This is a genomic window from Pseudomonas sp. NBRC 111123 (assembly GCF_001320205.1).
In the GTDB taxonomy this organism is placed as follows: Bacteria; Pseudomonadota; Gammaproteobacteria; order Pseudomonadales; family Pseudomonadaceae; genus Aquipseudomonas; species Aquipseudomonas putida_J.
Genome location: NZ_BCAZ01000003.1, coordinates 54,762 through 72,965 on the forward strand (window position 1 = coordinate 54,762; position 18,204 = coordinate 72,965).

Here is an 18,204-nt window from a genome sequence, read left to right on the forward strand (position 1 = left end):
CCCATGTCATGAGCGCTTCTCGTGTGAGTGGGCACAATGATGGCACCTTGCCAATAATGTTTCCGCTCAACTCAGAGAAGACCTACCCATGGGTGCCTGGCTTAGCAATATTTCCCTGAAGTACAAATTCTGGGCCGTCAACGCGGTGGCCTTTGTCACGACGTTGCTGCTGGTGCTTTATGCGGTGCACCTGGAGCAACGTGCCCGCGCCGATGGCGCGCAGGCCCAGGCCCAAGCCCAGGCCGAACTGCTGGCGGCCTGGCCCGCCGGGCAGCCCCTGCCCCACCAGGCCAACCTGATTGCCTGGCAACCTGGCCAGACCCCGACTTACGCGGGCGAAAACCTCGAAGCCCTGGCCAACGGGCAAGGCTGGGTTGCCTTGCCAGCCGCCTGGATCCTCGGCGACAACCCGGTGCGCGGCGCCCAGGTGCTTCGCCATGGCGACCAGCAACTGGCCGTGCTGGCAGCCGCGCCTAGCCTGCGCCAGGTGTTCCTCGACCGCTTCAGCAACTACGCCTTCTGCGTGCTGATCCTGATGCTGGCGATGCTCGGTGCCTCGCAGCTGCTGATCCGCTTCCTGCTCAGCCAGCTCAATACCCTCAAGGACGTGATGCTGCACGTGGAAAAAACCGGCGACCTGTCGGCCCGCGTCCCCTTGGCCTGCGGCGACGAAGTCGGCCAGATGGCCGGTGCCTTCAATGCCATGCAGGCTACCTACCACCGCGTGGTCGGCACCGTAGCCCACACCGCTGCGCAACTGGACTCCGGTGCCGCGCGCCTGGCCGCGAGCATGAACGAAGTGCGCCACGGCATGCTCGGCCAACAGAGCGAGACCGACCAGGCCGCCACAGCGATCAACGAAATGTCCGCCACCGTGCACCATATTGCCCAGCATGCCGGCGCCACTCGCGACTTGTCGCAGACCGCCGACACCCTCGCCGGCAGCGGCAAGGACGTGGTCAGCCGGGTACAGGATTCCATCTCTGGGCTCTCCACCGGCGTACAGCAAACCGCCGAAATGATTCGTCAGCTCGCCGACGACAGCCAGAAGATCAACAGCGTGGTCGGAGTCATCCACAGCATTGCCGAGCAGACCAACCTGCTGGCACTCAATGCTGCCATCGAAGCTGCCCGCGCGGGCGATCTGGGCCGTGGTTTTGCCGTGGTCGCCGACGAGGTGCGCAACCTGGCCAAGCGCGTGCAAACGTCCACCGACGAAATCACCCGCATGGTCGCCGACCTCCAGGCCGGCACCCGCGATGCCGTGGAGTTCATGCAGGAAAGTTCGTACAAGGCCGACGACTGTGTGCGGCAGGCGCAGGAGGCCGGCGCGGCGCTGGCCGAGATTACCGGCGCGGTCGCACAGATGCGCGAGAGCAACACGCAGATTGCCGTCGCTGCCGAGCAACAAAGCCAGGTAGCCGAAGAGATGAACCGCGCGGTGGTGAGCATCCGCGATGTCACCGAACAGACCGTGCAGCAGACCGTCGGCTCGGCCACCACCAGCACCGAACTGGCAAACCTTGCCGGCGCGCTGAGCAAAGCCATTGGCCAGCTCAAGCTATAGTCGCCATAGCCAGCCTCGATTGGCCCCGCCCCCGGGGTCGCACTAAGCTTTGGGCATGACCGCGAGGAAATGCCCATGAGCAAGCGACTACCCAATCTGCACGCCTGGCAATGGCGTGGCTACCACCACAATCACCGGCACCCGACCAACCTGGTGTTGCACCTGATTGCCGTGCCGCTGTTCATCCTCGGTGCGTTGCTGGTGCTGTCAGGCCTGTTCGCCCTGGACCTGGGCCAGATTGCCGTCGGCGTGATTGCCCTGATCGCAGGCCTGGGCCTGCAGCGCCACGGGCACCGCCTGGAAGCCGAACAGCCCGAACCGTTCGCCAACCGCAAGGACGCCATGCAGCGGCTGCTGACCGAGCAGTTCATCACCTTCCCGCGCTTTGTCCTCAGCGGCGCCTGGTGGAAAGCCTGGCGCGAGCGGCATAAACACCGGCATTGATGCTCAGGCGAAGACGGTGACCGTCTGCCGGCTCAAGGCCAGCAATTCACCGCCCGCCGTCCACAACGCTGCGGCTGCATGCCCGTAGCCATCGCGCGCGTGCTCGGTCTCCACACGGTAGCGGCACCAGTCCAGCGTCGACAGCTGCGGCGTCGGCTGGATGAACTCGATGGTCCAGGTAAGCGTACTGCCCGCCGCCGGCTGCTTGAGGAACGGCATCAGGCTCGGCGGCCAGGCATCTACCAGTGCCAGCAGGTGCGCCTCGTTTACCTGTTCTTCGGCTACATCGCGCAAGCGCACCCAGCCGCCCATGTGGCGCGATTGATTGCCACTGAACGGCAAGCCTCCCACCGCCCAACGCAAAGCGACATGGCGCATGAACTCCGGGGTAATGCCCTTGATGTAGGGCAACTCCGGCGCCGCGTGCTCGAGTGGTTTCATTTCCGCTGCGGGTGCAGCCGCAACATTGACCACCGATGGCCGGCCCGCACCAAAATTCCCCTGCACCAGCGTCACCACCTGGCCCTCTTGAATGGCCCGGCCCAGCAGTGTGGTGACCGCCTTGCCCTCGCGCAGCACCTCGACCTCGAAACGTATGGGCACATCCGCCGCAGCCGGGCTGACGAAGCTGATGGCCAGCGAACGCACCGGGCGAGCATCGGAGAGCTTCAGACGCATGCTTTCGTAAACCATGGCCGCCATCAGGCCACCGAACACGGCACGCCCCTGTGCCCAGCTGGGCGGAATGCTGACTGCGTCGGGAGTTTCCCGCACGGCGTTGAGCAACTGGTTGAAATTCATCGGCCGGCTCCTGGCTCCTGGCTGTAAAGCGAAAGGTCCGCCAATACTAGCCAGCAAACCCCTGTCGATCAGCCCGCAAATCGGTCATTTACCGGGCTAACGCCGCTTGAGTGCCGCCTGCAGCGCGTCCAGGGTGACATCCGACTGGCGCTCGGCCTCGTGCAGCTCCTGCGCCCAGTCGACCTTGCAAGGCGCTAGGTCAGGGTGATCCTTGGCCTGCAGCAACCACTGCAAGCGGTCATGCCAATCCCCCAGATCGCCCTGCGCCTTCTTCAGCAGGCGCTGCAGCTTCTTGCCGGCATGATCGAGCTGCGGATAGGCCTCATCGCCATAACGCGCACGCTTGATGAGCAGGCGCAAGCGATGGCGATCATGGTCGGGATCCTCCAGGGCCTCACGCAGCTTGTGCCACTGCTTGACCAGCCGCTTGTCGATACGTTTGTCCAGCGACCTGGCCAGCCCCTCGCGATCCGCTGCCCGCAGAAACAGCGGGAACGCATCGACAATTGCCAGCACCCGGGTCAGCTGCGGGCTGGAGGCAACGCTGGCGAATGTCTTGTCACGCCCTGCCAGGCGCCGTTGACCGGCCTGGGCATGGCCACGCCGGATGAGTTCCGCTGCCAGCACCTCACGATCACGCAGCGGTGTCGTCAATGTGCCCAATGACTTGGCCGCCTCCTCCAGCTGCTCGACCCCAGGCAGCCCCTGCAACGGCCGCAGCAGGCTGCGCAGACGCCGCAGGCTGGTGCGCAGGTCGTGCAGGGCCTCGCTGTCGGTATCGGCGGCCAGGCGCTCGCGGCATGCCAGCAGGCGCACCTGCAAGGCCAGTAACTGGGCAACGACATGATCGAGCATGGCGGACATGTGACGCTCCTCGGTCAGCGCCCGGCGCGCGACTCACGAATGTAGAAACGGGCCTTTTCGGATTTGTGGGTGCACCCTTCGTACCCTTCGAACTGCTGCTGGGTCTTGGCACCGGTCAGCAGCGACAGGGCCTTGGAATAGCTGACAGTACCGGCGAAGCCTTCGGCCTTGGCCAGGTCCAGCTCCTTCCAGGCGGCATCCAGCTGAGTCGCGCAGCTGTCACGGTAGGCCGTCTTGCCCGCGCAGCCAGCAAGGGCCAGGGCGATCAGTGGAAGGCAGATCCAGGCTTTCATCGGTAATACCTCAAAGGTCAAAAGAGTGGCTGTTCGACGCCCGTGCAACTGAAAAGTGCCCGGTTCGATATGCTTTGCTTAGAGTAGTTCAGCACGCTCTGGATTGAAGCACAGGCAGCAATGAGCGCATTGTAGGACCATGGTTGTACAAGTCGAGGGAAGCTCATGAGCAAACGCGTGGCATTGGTGTTGGGATCAGGAGGCGCTCGTGGGTATGCCCATATCGGCGTGATCGAGGAAATCGAACGGCGCGGCTACGACATCGCCTGCGTCGCTGGCTGTTCCATGGGGGCGGTGATTGGCGGCATCTACGCAGCTGGCAAACTCGACGAGTACCGCAACTGGATCGAAAGCTTGGACTATCTGGATGTGCTTCGCCTGGTCGATGTCAGCTTCCGCCTCGGTGCCATCCGTGGTGACAAGGTGTTCGGCCAGATTCGCAAGATCGTTGGCGAGATCAACATCGAACAGCTACGCATCCCCTACACGGCGGTCGCCACCGACCTTACCAACCAGCAGGAAATCTGGTTCCAGGAAGGCTGCCTGCACCAGGCCATGCGTGCTTCGGCGGCGATACCCAGCCTGTTCACCCCAGTGATGCAGGGCAATCGCATGCTGGTCGATGGTGGCATCCTCAACCCCTTGCCGATCGTGCCGGTGGTCTCCAGCCATTGCGACCTGATCATTGCGGTCAATCTCAACAGCACCAACCAGAAGCAGTATCAATTGCCCGTGATCGAACGGCCGGCGGCATTCAAGATGCGCTTCGAAGCACTGCTCAGCTCACTCGGCTCGCGGCTGCCGTTTCGCCGCAAGCCGGCCGAGGAGCTGATTCGCATCGAGCAGGAGATCGTCGCCGAAGGGCTGGCACCGCCCAATCCGTGGCTGGCCGACGCGGCCGATCCCGAGGCCCAGCAACCCGCAGCAGCGCCCGAGCGTGAAGGTGCGCCGAAATCGGCGACCGGCTCGTTCATCATCGACAACGTCGGGCCAGCCTCACTGCTCGACCTGATCAACCAGAGCTTCGAGGTGATGCAGACTTCGCTGGCGCAGTACAAGATTGCCGGGTATCCGCCGGATGTACTGATCAACGTGCCCAAGCGGGTGTGCCGCTTTTTCGAGTTCTACAAGGCGCCGGAACTGATTGCCTTGGGGCGGGAGATTGCGCGGGATACGCTGGATAATTACGAGGGCGAAAAACGCTAGGTTTTGGGCTGCCTGTGCCAGCCTCTTCGCGGGTAAACCCGCTCCCACAGGTACTGTGCAGGACTTGAGCCCTGCGCTTTACCTGTGGGAGCGGGCTTACCCGCGAAGAGGCCGGTACAGACGGCAGAAATGAAACAGGCCGCATCAAGCGGCCTGTTTCATCATGCGTCCATCACTCAGTAGCGGGTGATGTCGGCAGTGCCTTCCAGCTGCTTGCGGTAGGCCGCGAAGTCCTGCTGGCCAGCACGCGATGCAAGGTAGCGGCGGATCTGCTGCTTCTCCTCGTCGCTGGCGGCAGCGCCTTCATTGACGCCTTTGAGCTGCAGCACGACCAGGCTGCCGTCGGCCAGGACCACACTGCCGTACACCGGCTTGTCCTTGGCTTGCGGCTTGGCCAGGCGGAACAGCGCCTGCAGCTCGGCCGGGTCGATACCGTCCTGACCACGGGTCACAGCCTCGTGCGCCTTCCACTCCTGACCGTCGTGAGCACCAGCGGCAGCGATGGAACCGTCACGCAGGCCAGCGATCAGCTTGTCCGCCTTGGTCTTGAGTTCGGCAGTCGCCTTCTCCTTGGCCAGGTGTTCGCTGATGTTCTTGGCCACGGCCTGCAGCGGCAGTTGCTCCGGCTTGCGGTGCTCCTTGACGCGCAGCACCACGGTGGTTTCCGGGTCGAGCTCGATGGCGGTGCTGTTGGCACCTTCATCCATCACCTCTTCGGAGAACGCGGCCTGGATCACGCCACGGTTGGCCGTGATGCCCTCGCCGCCTTCACGGCCGAACGGGGCGGAGGTCTGCACCTTGAGGTTCAGGTCCTGAGCGGGCTGGGCCAGGTCGGAAGCCTCGTAGGCAGCATCCTGCAGCTGCTTGCTGGCGTCGACGTAACGCTGCTCGACCAGCGGGGTCTTCAGGTCGCGGGTCAGCTTGTCCTTCAGGCTGGCGAAGCTTGGCACTTCCGGCGCCTGCTTGCCCAGCAGCTTGATCAGGTGGTAGCCGAACTCGGTGCGCACCGGGGCCGATACCTGGCCGTCGTTGAGCTTGTACAGGGCGTCTTCGAAGGCCGGGTCATACACGCCCGGGCCAGCGAAGCCGAGGTCACCACCATTGCTGGCAGAACCTGGATCCTGGGAGAACTCCTTGGCCAGCTTGGCGAAATCTTCACCCTTGGCCAGACGCTGTTCGACCTCTTCGGCGCGGGCCTTGGCCTGAGCGTCGGTGACCTTGTCGTTGACCTCGATGAGGATATGCGCGGCATGGCGCTGCTCGGCGAGGTTGGCGACTTCCTTCTCGTACTGGGCCTTGAGCTCTTCGTCGGTGACCTTGACCTGGTCGAAGAACGCCGACTTCTTCAGCTCGATGTAGTCGATGACCACCTGGTCCGGCGTCATGAACTCCTTGGCGTGCTGGTCGTAATGCGCCTTGACCTCGTCATCGCTGACCTTGACCGCAGCCGGGTTGGCCTTGAAGGTCAGGGAAGCGAAGTCGCGGGTCTGGTTTTCCAGGCGGGCAAAAGCGTCAACCTGCTGATCGGTGACGAAGCTGCTGCCGGCAATACCGGTACGCAACTGGCCAATCAGCATCTCTTCCGCGAGCATGTCGCGGAACTGCATGCGGCCGTAACCCATCTGGCGGATGACCTGGTCGAAACGATCGGCGCTGAACTTGCCATCGACCTGGAATTCCGGCGTCTGCAGAATCACCTGATCCAGCGCGGCTTCGGAGAAGGCGAACTTGGCGTCTTCGGCACCCTGCAGCAGCAGTTTGCGATCGATCAGGCCTTTGAGCGCAGCATCGCGCAGCAGCTTTTCATCCAGCAGTGCTGGGTCAAAATCCTTGCCCAGCTGTTGCATCAGCTGGCGGCGCTGCATGTCGGCGGCCTGGCTCAGCTCATTCTGGCTGATGGTGTCGCCGTTTACCTTCGCCGCGTCCTGGCTGTGGGTGGCGGCCTTGAAAATGGCTTCGAAGCCGGTCAACGCCATCAACACGACGATGAGGCCAATGATGGTCTTGGCAATCCAACCTTGTGAATTGTCCCTGATATTTTGCAGCATGCGTCCCCCAGAAACGGCTGTACCACTGCGTCGACAACCGCGGAGCGTGGGTAGAATCCTGATAAAAGAAAGGCGCATCCGAGGATGCGCCTTTTCTTAGCAAACGTGTCAGGCGGGAACGTTTGCGGCCCGCCGTCAGCGTGCTCGGAGCTGGCCAGGCCAGGTCCGGCTGAAAGAGACGACTTAGTTGACGGCGTCTTTCAGGCCTTTGCCAGCCTTGAAGCCTGGAACCTTGGCAGCCCCGATCTTGATCGCCTTGCCGGTTTGTGGGTTACGGCCGGTGCGCTCGGCGCGATCCTTGACCGAGAAGGTACCGAAGCCAACCAGTACCACATCGTCACCTTGCTTCAGGGCACCGGTAACGGATTCAATGACTGCGTCCAGCGCGCGGCCGGCTACAGCTTTCGGGATGTCAGCAGATGCGGCGATAGCGTCAATCAGTTCCGACTTGTTCACTCTAAGTCCCCTTTTTTCTCTATTGAGTTTGTTTCTAAGTATGTAATGAAAAGCGTATGAAACGTGTCCCGGGTGGCAGTTTGACAATAGCGTGCCGCTTTATAGCAAGGCCCCGAAAAAACTGTCAAGGAAAGCCCCCCGGCCAAAAACTACTAATGCGTGCTGATTCTTTCCTTAGCATCGCCGTCGCGTTTGTCATCTTTCGCGACAATCTCCGGAGCCACATCTGGCAAGGGCTCCGGGGCGTATTGCAGCGCAATTTGCAGGACTTCGTCAATCCATTTGACCGGTTTGATCTGCAGATCCTGTTTGATATTTTCCGGAATTTCCTTCAAATCGCGAACATTCTCCTCGGGAATGATCACCGTCTTGATCCCGCCCCGGTGTGCGGCCAGCAGTTTTTCCTTCAACCCGCCGATGGCCAATACCTGACCACGCAGGGTGATTTCACCGGTCATGGCCACGTCGGCACGTACCGGAATCTGCGTCAGCGCCGACACCAGCGCGGTGCACATGCCAATACCGGCGCTCGGGCCATCCTTCGGCGTGGCGCCTTCAGGCATGTGGATATGCACGTCGTGCTTCTCGTGGAAGTCGGCGGCAATCCCCAGGCTGCGCGCGCGGCTGCGGACCACGGTCTGTGCGGCTGTGATCGATTCGACCATGACATCACCCAGCGAGCCCGTCTTGATCAGCTGGCCCTTGCCGGGGATGACCACAGACTCGATGGTCAGCAATTCGCCGCCCACCTGGGTCCAGGCAAGGCCGGTGACCTGGCCGATCTGATCCTGCTGCTCGGCCAGGCCGTAGCGGAACTTGCGCACGCCGAGCAGGTGCTCGAGCTGCTCGCTGGTAACCTTGACCTTGACCTGTTTCTGCCCGGTATGTTCCTTGACTACCTTGCGGCAGACCTTGGCGATCTGGCGCTCCAGGCCACGCACACCCGCTTCGCGGGTGTAAAAACGGATGATGTCGCGAATCGCCGAGACGTCGATGTCCAGCTCTTCGACCTTCAAGCCGTTGGCCTTGACCTGCTTGGGCGTCAGGTACTTGACCGCAATGTTGATCTTCTCGTCCTCGGTGTAACCCGGCAGGCGGATGACTTCCATGCGGTCGAGCAGCGCCGGCGGAATGTTCATCGAGTTCGAGGTGCACAGGAACATCACGTCCGAGAGGTCGTAATCGACTTCCAGGTAATGGTCGTTGAAATTGTGGTTCTGCTCCGGGTCGAGCACTTCCAGCAGCGCCGAGGCCGGGTCGCCCCGCATGTCGCTGCCCATCTTGTCGATCTCGTCGAGCAGGAACAGCGGGTTGCGCACACCCACCTTGGTCATCTTCTGGATCAGGCGGCCAGGCATCGAACCGATGTAGGTCCGACGGTGACCACGAATCTCGGCCTCGTCACGCACGCCACCCAAGGCCATGCGCACGAACTTGCGGTTGGTCGCGGCAGCGATCGACTCGGCCAGCGAGGTCTTGCCCACGCCAGGTGGGCCAACCAGGCACAGAACCGGGCCGCGGATCTTTTTCACCCGCTTCTGCACGGCGAGGTACTCAAGGATGCGCTCCTTGACCTCTTCCAGGCCATAGTGGTCGGCATCGAGAATCTCTTCGGCCTTGGCCAGGTCCAGGCGCACTTTGCTCTGGGCCTTCCACGGTACCTGCACGAGCCAGTCGAGGTAGGACCGCACCACAGTAGCCTCGGCAGACATCGGCGACATCTGCTTGAGCTTGTTCAGCTCGGCCTGAGCCTTGGCCAGGGCGTCCTTCGGCAGGCCAGCGCCTTCGATGCGCTTTTTCAGCTCTTCGACTTCGTTGTGGCCTTCGTCACCATCGCCGAGCTCTTTCTGAATGGCCTTCATCTGCTCATTCAGGTAGTACTCGCGCTGGCTACGCTCCATCTGCTTCTTGACTCGGCCACGGATGCGCTTTTCGACCTGCAACAGGTCGATTTCGGCATCCAGCAATGCCAGCACGTGCTCGACACGGGTCGCCAGGTCGACGATCTCGAGGATTTCCTGCTTTTGCTCGATCTTCAGCGCCATGTGCGCGGCCATGGTATCGACCAGGCGCCCGGGCTCTTCGATGCTGTTCAGCGACGACAGGACTTCGGCAGGGACTTTCTTGCCCAGTTGCACGTACTGCTCGAATTGCGACAGCAGCGTACGCACGAAGACCTCCGACTCGCGTTCGGCGGCGTCGGTTTCGTCGATCAGGGAAACTTCGGCACGGATGTGCCCTTCTACTTCGGTGAAGCGTTCGACCGCACCGCGCTGCTCGCCCTCGACCAGCACCTTCACGGTGCCATCGGGCAGCTTCAGCAGTTGCAATACGGTAGCGACGGTACCGACCCGATACAGGGCGTCTTCGCCTGGATCGTCATCGGCAGGGTTCTTCTGGGCCAGCAGCAGAATCTGCTTCTCGCCCGTCATCGCGGCCTCAAGGGCTTCGATAGACTTCTCACGCCCCACGAACAGTGGGATGACCATGTGCGGATAGACGACGACATCGCGCAATGGCAAAAGAGGCAAGTCGAGGGTGGTCTTCATGATTTCGCCTCTACAGCGGCCTTATGGCCGGAAACCGGTGGAAATGATGCTTGGACCTAATGTGGGGGCACGCTTGGGAAATTACAAGCGCTTGCATAGGAAAAGCAGAAAGGGGCCCGTAGGGCCCCTTCTTGCTTGCTGCCATCAACCGGCTTTTACCTGAAATCAGGCGTCTGGCGCGGCCTTGGCTTGCGGCTCGCTGTTCTCGTAGATCATCAGCGGCTGCGAGGTGCCTTCGATGACGCTCTCGTCGATCACCACCTTGCTGACATCCTTCTGCGAAGGAATCTCGTACATGGTGTCGAGCAGCACGCCTTCGAGGATCGAGCGCAGGCCACGGGCGCCAGTCTTGCGCTCCAGGGCCTTGCGCGCGACGGCCTTGAGGGCGTCGGTGCGGAACTCGAGGTCCACGCTTTCCATCTCGAACAGCTTGGCGTACTGCTTGGTCAGGGCATTCTTCGGCTCGGTGAGGATCTGCATCAGCGCAGCCTCGTCCAGCTCGTCGAGGGTCGCCAGCACCGGCAGACGGCCGACGAACTCAGGGATCAGGCCAAACTTGACCAGATCGTCCGGCTCGACTTCGCGCAGCGATTCACCGACCTTCTTGCCCTCTTCCTTGCTGCGTACTTCGGCGCCAAAACCGATGCCACCCTTGGTGGAGCGGTTCTGGATGACCTTTTCCAGGCCAGAGAAGGCGCCACCGCAAATGAACAGGATGTTGCGGGTATCGACCTGCAGGAATTCCTGTTGCGGGTGCTTGCGGCCGCCCTGCGGCGGAACCGAAGCAACGGTGCCTTCAATCAGCTTCAGCAGCGCCTGCTGCACGCCCTCACCCGAAACGTCACGGGTGATGGACGGGTTGTCCGACTTGCGCGAGATCTTGTCGATTTCGTCGATGTAGACAATGCCCATCTGGGCCTTTTCCACGTCGTAGTCGCACTTCTGCAGCAGTTTCTGAATGATGTTCTCGACGTCCTCACCCACATAACCGGCTTCGGTCAGGGTGGTGGCGTCCGCAATGGTGAACGGTACGTTCAACAGGCGTGCAAGGGTTTCGGCGAGCAGGGTCTTGCCCGAGCCGGTAGGCCCGATGAGCAGGATATTGCTTTTGCCGAGTTCGACTTCGTCGCCCTTCTTGTCACGCTGATTCAGGCGCTTGTAGTGGTTGTACACCGCTACCGCGAGCACCTTCTTCGCGCGCTCTTGGCCAATGACGTATTGGTCCAGGATGCCGCTGATTTCTTTCGGCGAAGGCAATTTGTGCGCACTGCTCTCGGCCTGGGCTTCCTGCACCTCCTCACGGATGATGTCGTTGCACAGGTCGACGCACTCGTCGCAGATAAATACCGAGGGCCCGGCAATCAGTTTGCGCACTTCGTGCTGGCTTTTGCCGCAGAAGGAGCAATAAAGCAATTTGCCGCTGTCCTCGCCGTTACGGGTGTCAGTCATTCGATCGATCCAATCCGGTAGGCTTGCAACACAAGATGAAGGCAATTGCGGGCTTTTTCAAGTCCGCAGGTAGGCACTTTGCGCACCTACCTGCTCTGGCACCTGGGTTCAGGAGGCCAGTTGCCGCTTGTCGTATACCGAGTCGATCAGACCGTACTCGGCCGCGCGCGAGGCGCTCATGAAGTTGTCACGCTCAGTATCACGCTGGATGGTCTCGAGGTCCTGGCCTGTGTGGTAGGCCAACAACTCATTGAGACGTGCCTTGATGCTGAGAATTTCCTGGGCGTGGATCTGGATGTCGGTAGCCTGGCCCTGGAAGCCGCCCAGCGGCTGGTGAATCATCACCCGCGAGTTAGGCAGGCAGTGACGCTTGCCCTTGGCACCAGCGGTCAACAGGAAGGCACCCATGCTGCAGGCCTGGCCGATGCAGATGGTCGACACGTCCGGCTTGATGAACTGCATGGTGTCGTAGATCGACATGCCAGCCGTCACCGAACCACCTGGGGAGTTGATGTAAAGATGGATATCCTTGTCCGGGTTTTCCGCCTCAAGGAAAAGCATCTGCGCCACTACCAGGTTGGCCATGTAGTCTTCTACAGGGCCCACCAGGAAGATCACTCGCTCCTTCAACAGGCGCGAGTAGATGTCATAGGCGCGTTCGCCACGGGCGGACTGCTCGATAACCATCGGGACCAAGCCGCCTGCGGCCTGGATGTCAGAGCTCTGCTGAATATAAGAATTGCGGGACATGTCCTGCGCTCACTCCCAAATAGTCATGGCTTGATAACGCACAAGCCAGCTCGAAGGCTGGCTTGTGGGGTTTCCTACGAGAGAACCGTATTACTCAGCTTCGGCAGGAGCCTGTGCTGGCTTTACGGCATCTTCGTACGAGACCGACTTGTCGGTCACAGTCGCTTTCTGCAGAACAGTATCTACAACTTGTTCTTCCAGCACAACCGAACGAACTTCGTTCAGTTGCTGGTCGTTCTTGTAGTACCAGGAGATGACCTGCTCAGGCTCTTGGTAAGCCGAAGCCATTTCTTCGATCATTTCGCGAACCTTGCCTTCGTCCGGCTTCAGCTCGAACTGCTTGACCACTTCGGCGACGATCAGGCCCAGCACCACACGGCGCTTGGCTTGCTCTTCGAACAGCTCGGCCGGCAGTTGCTCAGGCTTGATGTTGCCACCGAACTGCTGAACAGCCTGCACGCGCAGACGGTTGACTTCGTTCTCCAGCAGAGCCTTCGGCACTTCGATCGGGTTGGCGGCCAGCAGACCGTCCATGACCTGGTTCTTGACCTTGGTCTTGATCGCCTGGCGCAGTTCACGCTCCATGTTCTTGCGAACTTCGGTGCGGAAGCCTTCCAGGGTCGACTCTTTGATGCCGAACTGGGCGAAGAATTCTTCGTTCAGCTCTGGCAGCGCAGGTGCCGAAACGCTGTTGACGGTGATGGTGAACTCGGCGGCCTTGCCAGCCAGGTCCAGGTTCTGGTAGTCCTCAGGGAAGGTCACGTTGACAACGCGCTCTTCACCCGCCTTGGCGCCAACCAGGCCGTCTTCGAAGCCAGGGATCATGCGGCCGGAACCCAGTACCAGCTGGGTGCCCTTGGCGGAACCACCGGCGAACACTTCACCGTCGACCTTGCCGACGAAGTCGATGTTGACCTGGTCGTCGTTCTGCGCAGCGCGCTCGACGGCCTCGAAGCGGGTGTTCTGCTTGCGCAGGACTTCCAGCATGTTGTCCAGGTCGGCGTCGGCCACTTCGGCGCTCAGGCGCTCGACATTGATCGAGTCGAAGCCGGCAACGGTGAACTCCGGGAACACTTCGAAGATGGCAACGAATTCCAGGTCCTTGCCCTTCTCGAAGGACTTCGGCTCAACGGCCGGAGCGCCAGCCGGGTTCAGCTTCTGCTCGACGATGGCTTCGTAGAAGGAAGCCTGGACCAGGTCACCGAAAGCCTCTTGGCGGGCATCGGCCTCAAAACGCTGACGGATCACGCTCATCGGCACCTTGCCTGGGCGGAAGCCCGCGACCTTGGCGCGCTTGGCAGTCTGTTGCAGACGCTTGTTGACTTCGTTCTCGACGCGCTCGGCCGGAACGGCGATGGTCATGCGGCGCTCGAGAGCGGAAGTGTTTTCAACAGAAACTTGCATGGATATTCCTCGTTGCACAGACGTTAGCCGGCGATAGCCCGACTCCAGAATCAAGGGCAAACATTCTAGTGAGTCACGCACCAGAAGTCACCCCACCCGGGACGACGGGAAACCTCGCCGGTCGATTAACTTGCATGGCCCGCACAATGAAGTGCCAGGCCTCTTTATATAGAAGGCAGCGCAACGCCCGCTGGCGGCACGCAACCGAAATACCTTGTGATACAACAGCCAGCACAAAAGCGACGACGCCTTACTCGGGGTCGATCTCGTTGAACTGGCAGTACTCTTCCCACGCCATACCCAACGCCTCAGCCACCTCGCGATGGGTCTCCAGGCGCATGGCATGCAGCTGCTCGGGGCTTTCGGCGATCAGCTGCAACGCCAGCTCCCAGGGCTGAATCCCTTGCTCATCGGCGGCATCCTCGAATGCCCACTCGATCTGCTGGGCCTGCTCACGCGCATCCAGCTCGCGAATTTCCTCGAGCAGTTGCGGGTTGGCTTCAGCGAAGCGCTGCAGCGCCAGGGCCTGGCGGGCTTCTTTTGCAATCATCGGGCTATTCCTCTGCCGGCCAACTGGGCCGGTGTTTCAACCGGCTGAAATCTAACAGCTTTTATTGGGGTGCCACCAGAGGATTACAAGGGGGAAATGAGTGATGGCTGCGAAGTTTATGACGTTAGCCTTTTAGCGCCATTGAGACAGAGCGCCGCGCGGGCGGCGCTCGGGCTCAATGGCGACACATGACATGCAACGGCAGAAACAACAAAGGCGCCAGATCTCACGATCAAGGCGCCTTTGAAAAATATGGGGTGGACGATGGGAATCGAACCCACGACAACTGGAATCACAATCCAGCGCTCTACCAACTGAGCTACGCCCACCATCTTGCGGTGTTGCAGTGTTGCGATACAGCTTTACTAAAGCATGGTGCGGACGAAGAGACTCGAACTCTTACAGCTTGCGCCGCTGGAACCTAAATCCAGTGTGTCTACCAATTTCACCACGTCCGCGTAACGCTTAAAACAAAGGCGCCAGATCATTCAATCAAAGGCGCCTTCGTCGAATATGGGGTGGACGATGGGAATCGAACCCACGACAACTGGAATCACAATCCAGCGCTCTACCAACTGAGCTACGCCCACCATATTGCATTACAGCCTTACTTGCTTGCCTAAGCTGCCTAAATGGCGCACCCGGCAGGACTCGAACCTGCGACCATCCGCTTAGAAGGCGGATGCTCTATCCAGCTGAGCTACGGGCGCTTAAGCTTAAAGCCTAACCGAACGAGGCCTTAACAGGTAACTGCTAAACCACTCATTCTGCCCGACTTCGCCAACCAGTGCTAGGCTGTGCCCGACAAGTGCGGCGAATCTTATAGGCGAGCCTGAAAGTCGTCAACACCTTTCTCCAAAAAATTTAAATTATTTAAGGGCTTAGGGGATTTGCCCGACCACCCGCCTTTGCCCTTGGACGATGTCGTGCGAGAATGCGCCCTCTTTATTGTTCCTTTCTCGATGGTTAATCACGCGTCTATGACTGCACACCTAATCGATGGCAAGGCGATCGCCGCCAACCTGCGCAAGCAGATCGCTCAACGTGTCGAGGAGCGTCGCCAGCAAGGCCTGCGCACGCCAGGCCTGGCGGTGATCCTGGTCGGCACCGACCCTGCCTCCCAAGTCTATGTCTCGCACAAGCGCAAGGACTGCGAAGAGGTCGGCTTCATTTCCCAGGCATTCGACCTGCCCAGCGAGACCACGCAGCAAGCGCTGGCCGAGCTGATCGACCGCCTCAACGACGACCCTGCCGTTGATGGCATCCTGCTGCAGCTGCCGCTGCCAGCGCACCTGGATGCCTCGCTGCTGCTCGAGCGCATTCGCCCCGACAAAGACGTCGACGGCTTCCACCCGTACAACATCGGCCGCCTGGCCCAGCGCATTCCGCTGCTGCGCCCGTGCACGCCCAAAGGCATCATGACCCTGCTGGAAAGCACCGGGCAGGATCTGTACGGCATGAACGCGGTCATCGTCGGCGCCTCCAACATCGTCGGCCGCCCCATGGCCATGGAGCTGCTGCTGGGCGGTTGCACCGTGACCGTCTGCCACCGCTTCACCAAGGACCTGGCCGGCCACGTCGGTCGCGCCGACCTGGTGGTAGTGGCCGCCGGCAAGCCGGGCCTGGTCAAGGGTGAGTGGATCAAGGAAGGCGCCATCGTCATCGACGTCGGCATCAACCGCCAGGAAGATGGCAAGCTGGTGGGCGACGTGGTCTATGAAACCGCCCTGCCGCGCGCCGGCTGGATCACCCCGGTTCCAGGTGGTGTCGGGCCGATGACCCGCGCCTGCCTGCTGGAGAACACGCTGTATGCCGCCGAAGAGCTGCACACGTAAAACCGCGTGACATGAAAACGGCACCTCTGGCAGGTGCCGTTTTTTTTTGCCTCAAGCTTGCTTGCCGCCTGCCACGGCTGCGCCACCTGAGCACAGCCGATTCGGCTGTGGCTTGCCGCGAAATCAACCACAACCGCTGCCGCCAGCCCCCGCTTCAGCCAGCATCGCCACGCTCCAAGCCCGACAATATCACCAGAACCCACACTGGAGGCGTCGCCGCAAGGAGACCTGTCATGACCCGCTATATCGATGTGCAAGACCTCGCCCGCCTGATCAATCGCAAAGGCCTGCCCACCTGCCTGGTGGAGATGGCCGAGTACATCCGCCAGGACTACCTGCGCTGGCAGGCCTTCGAGAAATGTGCGCGGGTGGCCAACCACTCGCCCGGCGGGGTCATCGAGCTGATGCCGGTGTCAGACGCCAGCCTGTATGCCTTCAAGTACGTCAACGGCCATCCGAAGAACACCCAACATGGCCTGCCCACCGTGATGGCCTTCGGCACCCTGGCCGATGTCGACACCGGCACCCCGCTGCTGCTCAGCGAGATGACCCTGACCACGGCGGTCCGCACGGCCGCCACTTCGGCGCTGGCAGCCCGTTACCTGGCACGGGAAGACAGCCGCTGCATGGCACTGATCGGCAACGGCTCGCAAAGCGAGTTTCAAGCCATCGCCTTCAACACCCTGCTGGGTATCGACGAGATCCGCTTGTATGACATCGACCCAGCCGCCACAGCCAAGCTGGTGGCCAACCTGGCCGGCCGCCCGGGCTTGAAACTCAGCGTTGCCAGCTCCGTTGCCGAAGCGGTGCGCGGTGCCGACATCGTCACCACGGTCACTGCAGACAAAGCCTTCGCGACCATTCTCACGCCGGAAATGATCGAACCAGGCATGCACCTGAACGCGGTGGGTGGCGATTGCCCGGGCAAGACCGAACTGCACCGTGACATCGTGGAACAGGCGCGGGTGACCGTCGAATACGAACCACAGAGCCGGGTCGAAGGCGAGATCCAGCAGATGCCGGCCGACTCGCCGGTGGTCGAGTTCTGGCAGGTGGTCGCCGGGCTTGTCCAAGGCCGTGAGGATGCAGGGCAAGTGACCCTGTTCGACTCGGTCGGATTTGCCCTGGAGGATTACTCGGCCTTGCGCTATGTGCTGGACACCGCGCGCATGCTGGGCATTGGCCAGGACATAACGCTGGTGCCAAAGCTTGAGAATCCGAAAGACCTCTACTCTCTGCTGCAACCGCGTGTGGTTGGCGTGCGCTCGATGCGCAAGGCAGACACTGCCTGCGCCTGATGAACCCCGGGGCCGCGCAGCAGCCCCGGATTACGCCTACCCTGTCCATGCCCACTTTTGAAAGAAGCCCTGCGCATGGACACCAAGGACGCCAATGCACAACCGCTGGACCGTATCGATGAAGCCATTCTCGAGGTGCTGCGCCACGATGGCCGCATCACCTTCGAAAAGCTCTCGACCTTGGTCCACCTCACGCCACGCCCCTGCCTGGAGCGCGTGCGCAAGCTTGAACGACGTGGCGTGATCCGCGGCTACGGCGCGATCATCGACCTGCAGAAACTCGCCCCGGGGCTGTCCCTGCTGGTGCTGGTGGCCCTGTCCAATCAGCGTGGGCGCGCCGCACAGAAGGCCTTCGAAGCCACGATGCTGGCCTGCCCGCAGGTGTACGAGTGCCAGCTGATCAGCGGTCACTTCGACTACAGCCTGCGCCTGCGCTGCCGCGACATGGAGCACTATCGGGTGCTGAGCGAAAGCTGGATGAACGACGACGCACTGCACATCGACAAGCTGGTGGCTCACCCGGAGCTGGCTGCGGTCAAGCACATGGCCCCGCCACTCGGGCAGTGACAGCCCCGGGCCCTGGCAAGGCGATTGCAAAGAAACCCTTCGCGCCGGCCAGCGCCCTGATTCCCCCTGCGCGAAAGCGCCGCTGTTTACCCCCTCTGCACCGAACTAGAGCCTGGCCTGCGC

Annotated in this window: 16 protein-coding genes and 4 tRNA genes; 6 read left to right on the plus strand and 14 right to left on the minus strand. The window is 61.3% G+C overall.

Annotated features, from left to right (window positions below):
• Positions 1-88: 88 nt before the first annotated feature.
• Together APH27_RS02675 and APH27_RS02680 are read left to right on the plus strand one after the other, a co-directional pair.
• Positions 89-1,567: a methyl-accepting chemotaxis protein gene (locus APH27_RS02675; RefSeq protein WP_060483902.1), complete on the plus strand. Its 1,479-nt coding sequence runs from the start codon at positions 89-91 to the stop codon at positions 1,565-1,567.
• A gap of 75 nt (positions 1,568-1,642) precedes the next feature.
• Positions 1,643-2,011 (plus strand): Mpo1-like protein, encoded by a 369-nt coding sequence (locus tag APH27_RS02680; protein ID WP_027919626.1) that lies wholly within the window; start codon positions 1,643-1,645, stop codon positions 2,009-2,011.
• 3 nt (positions 2,012-2,014) lie between these two features.
• On the opposite strand, the gene APH27_RS02685 is transcribed toward APH27_RS02680, so the two are convergent.
• From APH27_RS02685 to APH27_RS02695, 3 genes are all read right to left on the minus strand, one after another.
• Complete coding sequence (locus tag APH27_RS02685; RefSeq protein ID WP_027919625.1) at positions 2,015-2,812, minus strand: acyl-CoA thioesterase II; 798 nt, start codon at positions 2,810-2,812, stop codon at positions 2,015-2,017.
• Between the two features lie 96 nt (positions 2,813-2,908).
• Entirely contained in the window at positions 2,909-3,676 is a 768-nt protein-coding gene (locus tag APH27_RS02690; protein ID WP_060483903.1) for a CHAD domain-containing protein, read from the minus strand.
• Between the two features lie 14 nt (positions 3,677-3,690).
• Entirely contained in the window at positions 3,691-3,969 is a 279-nt protein-coding gene (locus APH27_RS02695; RefSeq protein ID WP_027919623.1) for a hypothetical protein, read from the minus strand.
• 165 nt (positions 3,970-4,134) lie between these two features.
• Here APH27_RS02695 and APH27_RS02700 point away from each other — a divergent pair, with 165 nt between their 5' ends.
• Positions 4,135-5,175 (plus strand): patatin-like phospholipase family protein, encoded by a 1,041-nt coding sequence (locus APH27_RS02700; protein ID WP_060483904.1) that lies wholly within the window; start codon positions 4,135-4,137, stop codon positions 5,173-5,175.
• A gap of 176 nt (positions 5,176-5,351) precedes the next feature.
• On the opposite strand, the gene APH27_RS02705 is transcribed toward APH27_RS02700, so the two are convergent.
• From APH27_RS02705 to APH27_RS02755, 11 genes are all read right to left on the minus strand, one after another.
• Entirely contained in the window at positions 5,352-7,223 is a 1,872-nt protein-coding gene (locus tag APH27_RS02705) for a SurA N-terminal domain-containing protein (protein ID WP_027919621.1), read from the minus strand.
• 183 nt (positions 7,224-7,406) lie between these two features.
• On the minus strand, positions 7,407-7,679 hold the full coding sequence (locus APH27_RS02710) for an HU family DNA-binding protein (protein ID WP_060483905.1): 273 nt from the start codon (positions 7,677-7,679) through the stop codon (positions 7,407-7,409).
• Positions 7,680-7,831: 152 nt separating this feature from the next.
• The gene (gene lon, locus APH27_RS02715) at positions 7,832-10,228 is read right to left on the minus strand and encodes an endopeptidase La (RefSeq protein ID WP_060483906.1); all 2,397 of its coding nucleotides are present in this window, start codon (positions 10,226-10,228) and stop codon (positions 7,832-7,834) included.
• Positions 10,229-10,393: 165 nt separating this feature from the next.
• Complete coding sequence (gene clpX, locus APH27_RS02720; RefSeq protein ID WP_016394423.1) at positions 10,394-11,677, minus strand: ATP-dependent Clp protease ATP-binding subunit ClpX; 1,284 nt, start codon at positions 11,675-11,677, stop codon at positions 10,394-10,396.
• Between the two features lie 108 nt (positions 11,678-11,785).
• The gene (clpP, locus tag APH27_RS02725; RefSeq protein WP_012271562.1) at positions 11,786-12,427 is read right to left on the minus strand and encodes an ATP-dependent Clp endopeptidase proteolytic subunit ClpP; all 642 of its coding nucleotides are present in this window, start codon (positions 12,425-12,427) and stop codon (positions 11,786-11,788) included.
• 90 nt (positions 12,428-12,517) lie between these two features.
• Complete coding sequence (gene tig, locus APH27_RS02730; protein WP_060483907.1) at positions 12,518-13,831, minus strand: trigger factor; 1,314 nt, start codon at positions 13,829-13,831, stop codon at positions 12,518-12,520.
• Between the two features lie 250 nt (positions 13,832-14,081).
• Entirely contained in the window at positions 14,082-14,381 is a 300-nt protein-coding gene (locus tag APH27_RS02735) for a DUF6388 family protein (RefSeq protein ID WP_060483908.1), read from the minus strand.
• 253 nt (positions 14,382-14,634) lie between these two features.
• Positions 14,635-14,710, minus strand: a tRNA-His gene (locus APH27_RS02740).
• A 44-nt stretch (positions 14,711-14,754) separates the two neighbouring features.
• Positions 14,755-14,839: transfer RNA gene (locus tag APH27_RS02745), tRNA-Leu, on the minus strand.
• A gap of 56 nt (positions 14,840-14,895) precedes the next feature.
• Positions 14,896-14,971 (minus strand) — tRNA-His (locus APH27_RS02750).
• Between the two features lie 43 nt (positions 14,972-15,014).
• A tRNA-Arg gene (locus tag APH27_RS02755) sits at positions 15,015-15,091 on the minus strand.
• A gap of 270 nt (positions 15,092-15,361) precedes the next feature.
• On the opposite strand from APH27_RS02755, the gene folD reads away from it, so the two are divergent.
• From folD to APH27_RS02770, 3 genes are all read left to right on the plus strand, one after another.
• The gene (folD, locus tag APH27_RS02760) at positions 15,362-16,216 is read left to right on the plus strand and encodes a bifunctional methylenetetrahydrofolate dehydrogenase/methenyltetrahydrofolate cyclohydrolase FolD (RefSeq protein ID WP_060483909.1); all 855 of its coding nucleotides are present in this window, start codon (positions 15,362-15,364) and stop codon (positions 16,214-16,216) included.
• Between the two features lie 233 nt (positions 16,217-16,449).
• Positions 16,450-17,514 (plus strand): ornithine cyclodeaminase, encoded by a 1,065-nt coding sequence (locus APH27_RS02765; protein WP_027919616.1) that lies wholly within the window; start codon positions 16,450-16,452, stop codon positions 17,512-17,514.
• A gap of 75 nt (positions 17,515-17,589) precedes the next feature.
• Positions 17,590-18,081 carry an Lrp/AsnC family transcriptional regulator gene (locus tag APH27_RS02770; RefSeq protein WP_027919615.1) on the plus strand — a complete coding sequence of 164 codons (492 nt, stop codon included), beginning with the start codon at positions 17,590-17,592 and terminating at the stop codon, positions 18,079-18,081.
• Positions 18,082-18,204 lie beyond the last annotated feature (123 nt).

Coding starts and splice junctions, on each gene's coding strand:
- tig (WP_060483907.1), bottom strand. CDS start 13,831: ATGCAAGTTTCTGTTGAAAACACTTCCGCTCTCGAGCGCCGCATGACC.
- APH27_RS02680 (WP_027919626.1), top strand. CDS start 1,643: ATGAGCAAGCGACTACCCAATCTGCACGCCTGGCAATGGCGTGGCTAC.
- APH27_RS02705 (WP_027919621.1), bottom strand. CDS start 7,223: ATGCTGCAAAATATCAGGGACAATTCACAAGGTTGGATTGCCAAGACC.
- APH27_RS02770 (WP_027919615.1), top strand. CDS start 17,590: ATGGACACCAAGGACGCCAATGCACAACCGCTGGACCGTATCGATGAA.
- APH27_RS02690 (WP_060483903.1), bottom strand. CDS start 3,676: ATGTCCGCCATGCTCGATCATGTCGTTGCCCAGTTACTGGCCTTGCAG.
- APH27_RS02735 (WP_060483908.1), bottom strand. CDS start 14,381: ATGATTGCAAAAGAAGCCCGCCAGGCCCTGGCGCTGCAGCGCTTCGCT.
- APH27_RS02700 (WP_060483904.1), top strand. CDS start 4,135: ATGAGCAAACGCGTGGCATTGGTGTTGGGATCAGGAGGCGCTCGTGGG.
- APH27_RS02695 (WP_027919623.1), bottom strand. CDS start 3,969: ATGAAAGCCTGGATCTGCCTTCCACTGATCGCCCTGGCCCTTGCTGGC.
- APH27_RS02675 (WP_060483902.1), top strand. CDS start 89: ATGGGTGCCTGGCTTAGCAATATTTCCCTGAAGTACAAATTCTGGGCC.
- clpX (WP_016394423.1), bottom strand. CDS start 11,677: ATGACTGACACCCGTAACGGCGAGGACAGCGGCAAATTGCTTTATTGC.
- APH27_RS02685 (WP_027919625.1), bottom strand. CDS start 2,812: ATGAATTTCAACCAGTTGCTCAACGCCGTGCGGGAAACTCCCGACGCA.
- lon (WP_060483906.1), bottom strand. CDS start 10,228: ATGAAGACCACCCTCGACTTGCCTCTTTTGCCATTGCGCGATGTCGTC.
- clpP (WP_012271562.1), bottom strand. CDS start 12,427: ATGTCCCGCAATTCTTATATTCAGCAGAGCTCTGACATCCAGGCCGCA.
- APH27_RS02765 (WP_027919616.1), top strand. CDS start 16,450: ATGACCCGCTATATCGATGTGCAAGACCTCGCCCGCCTGATCAATCGC.
- folD (WP_060483909.1), top strand. CDS start 15,362: ATGACTGCACACCTAATCGATGGCAAGGCGATCGCCGCCAACCTGCGC.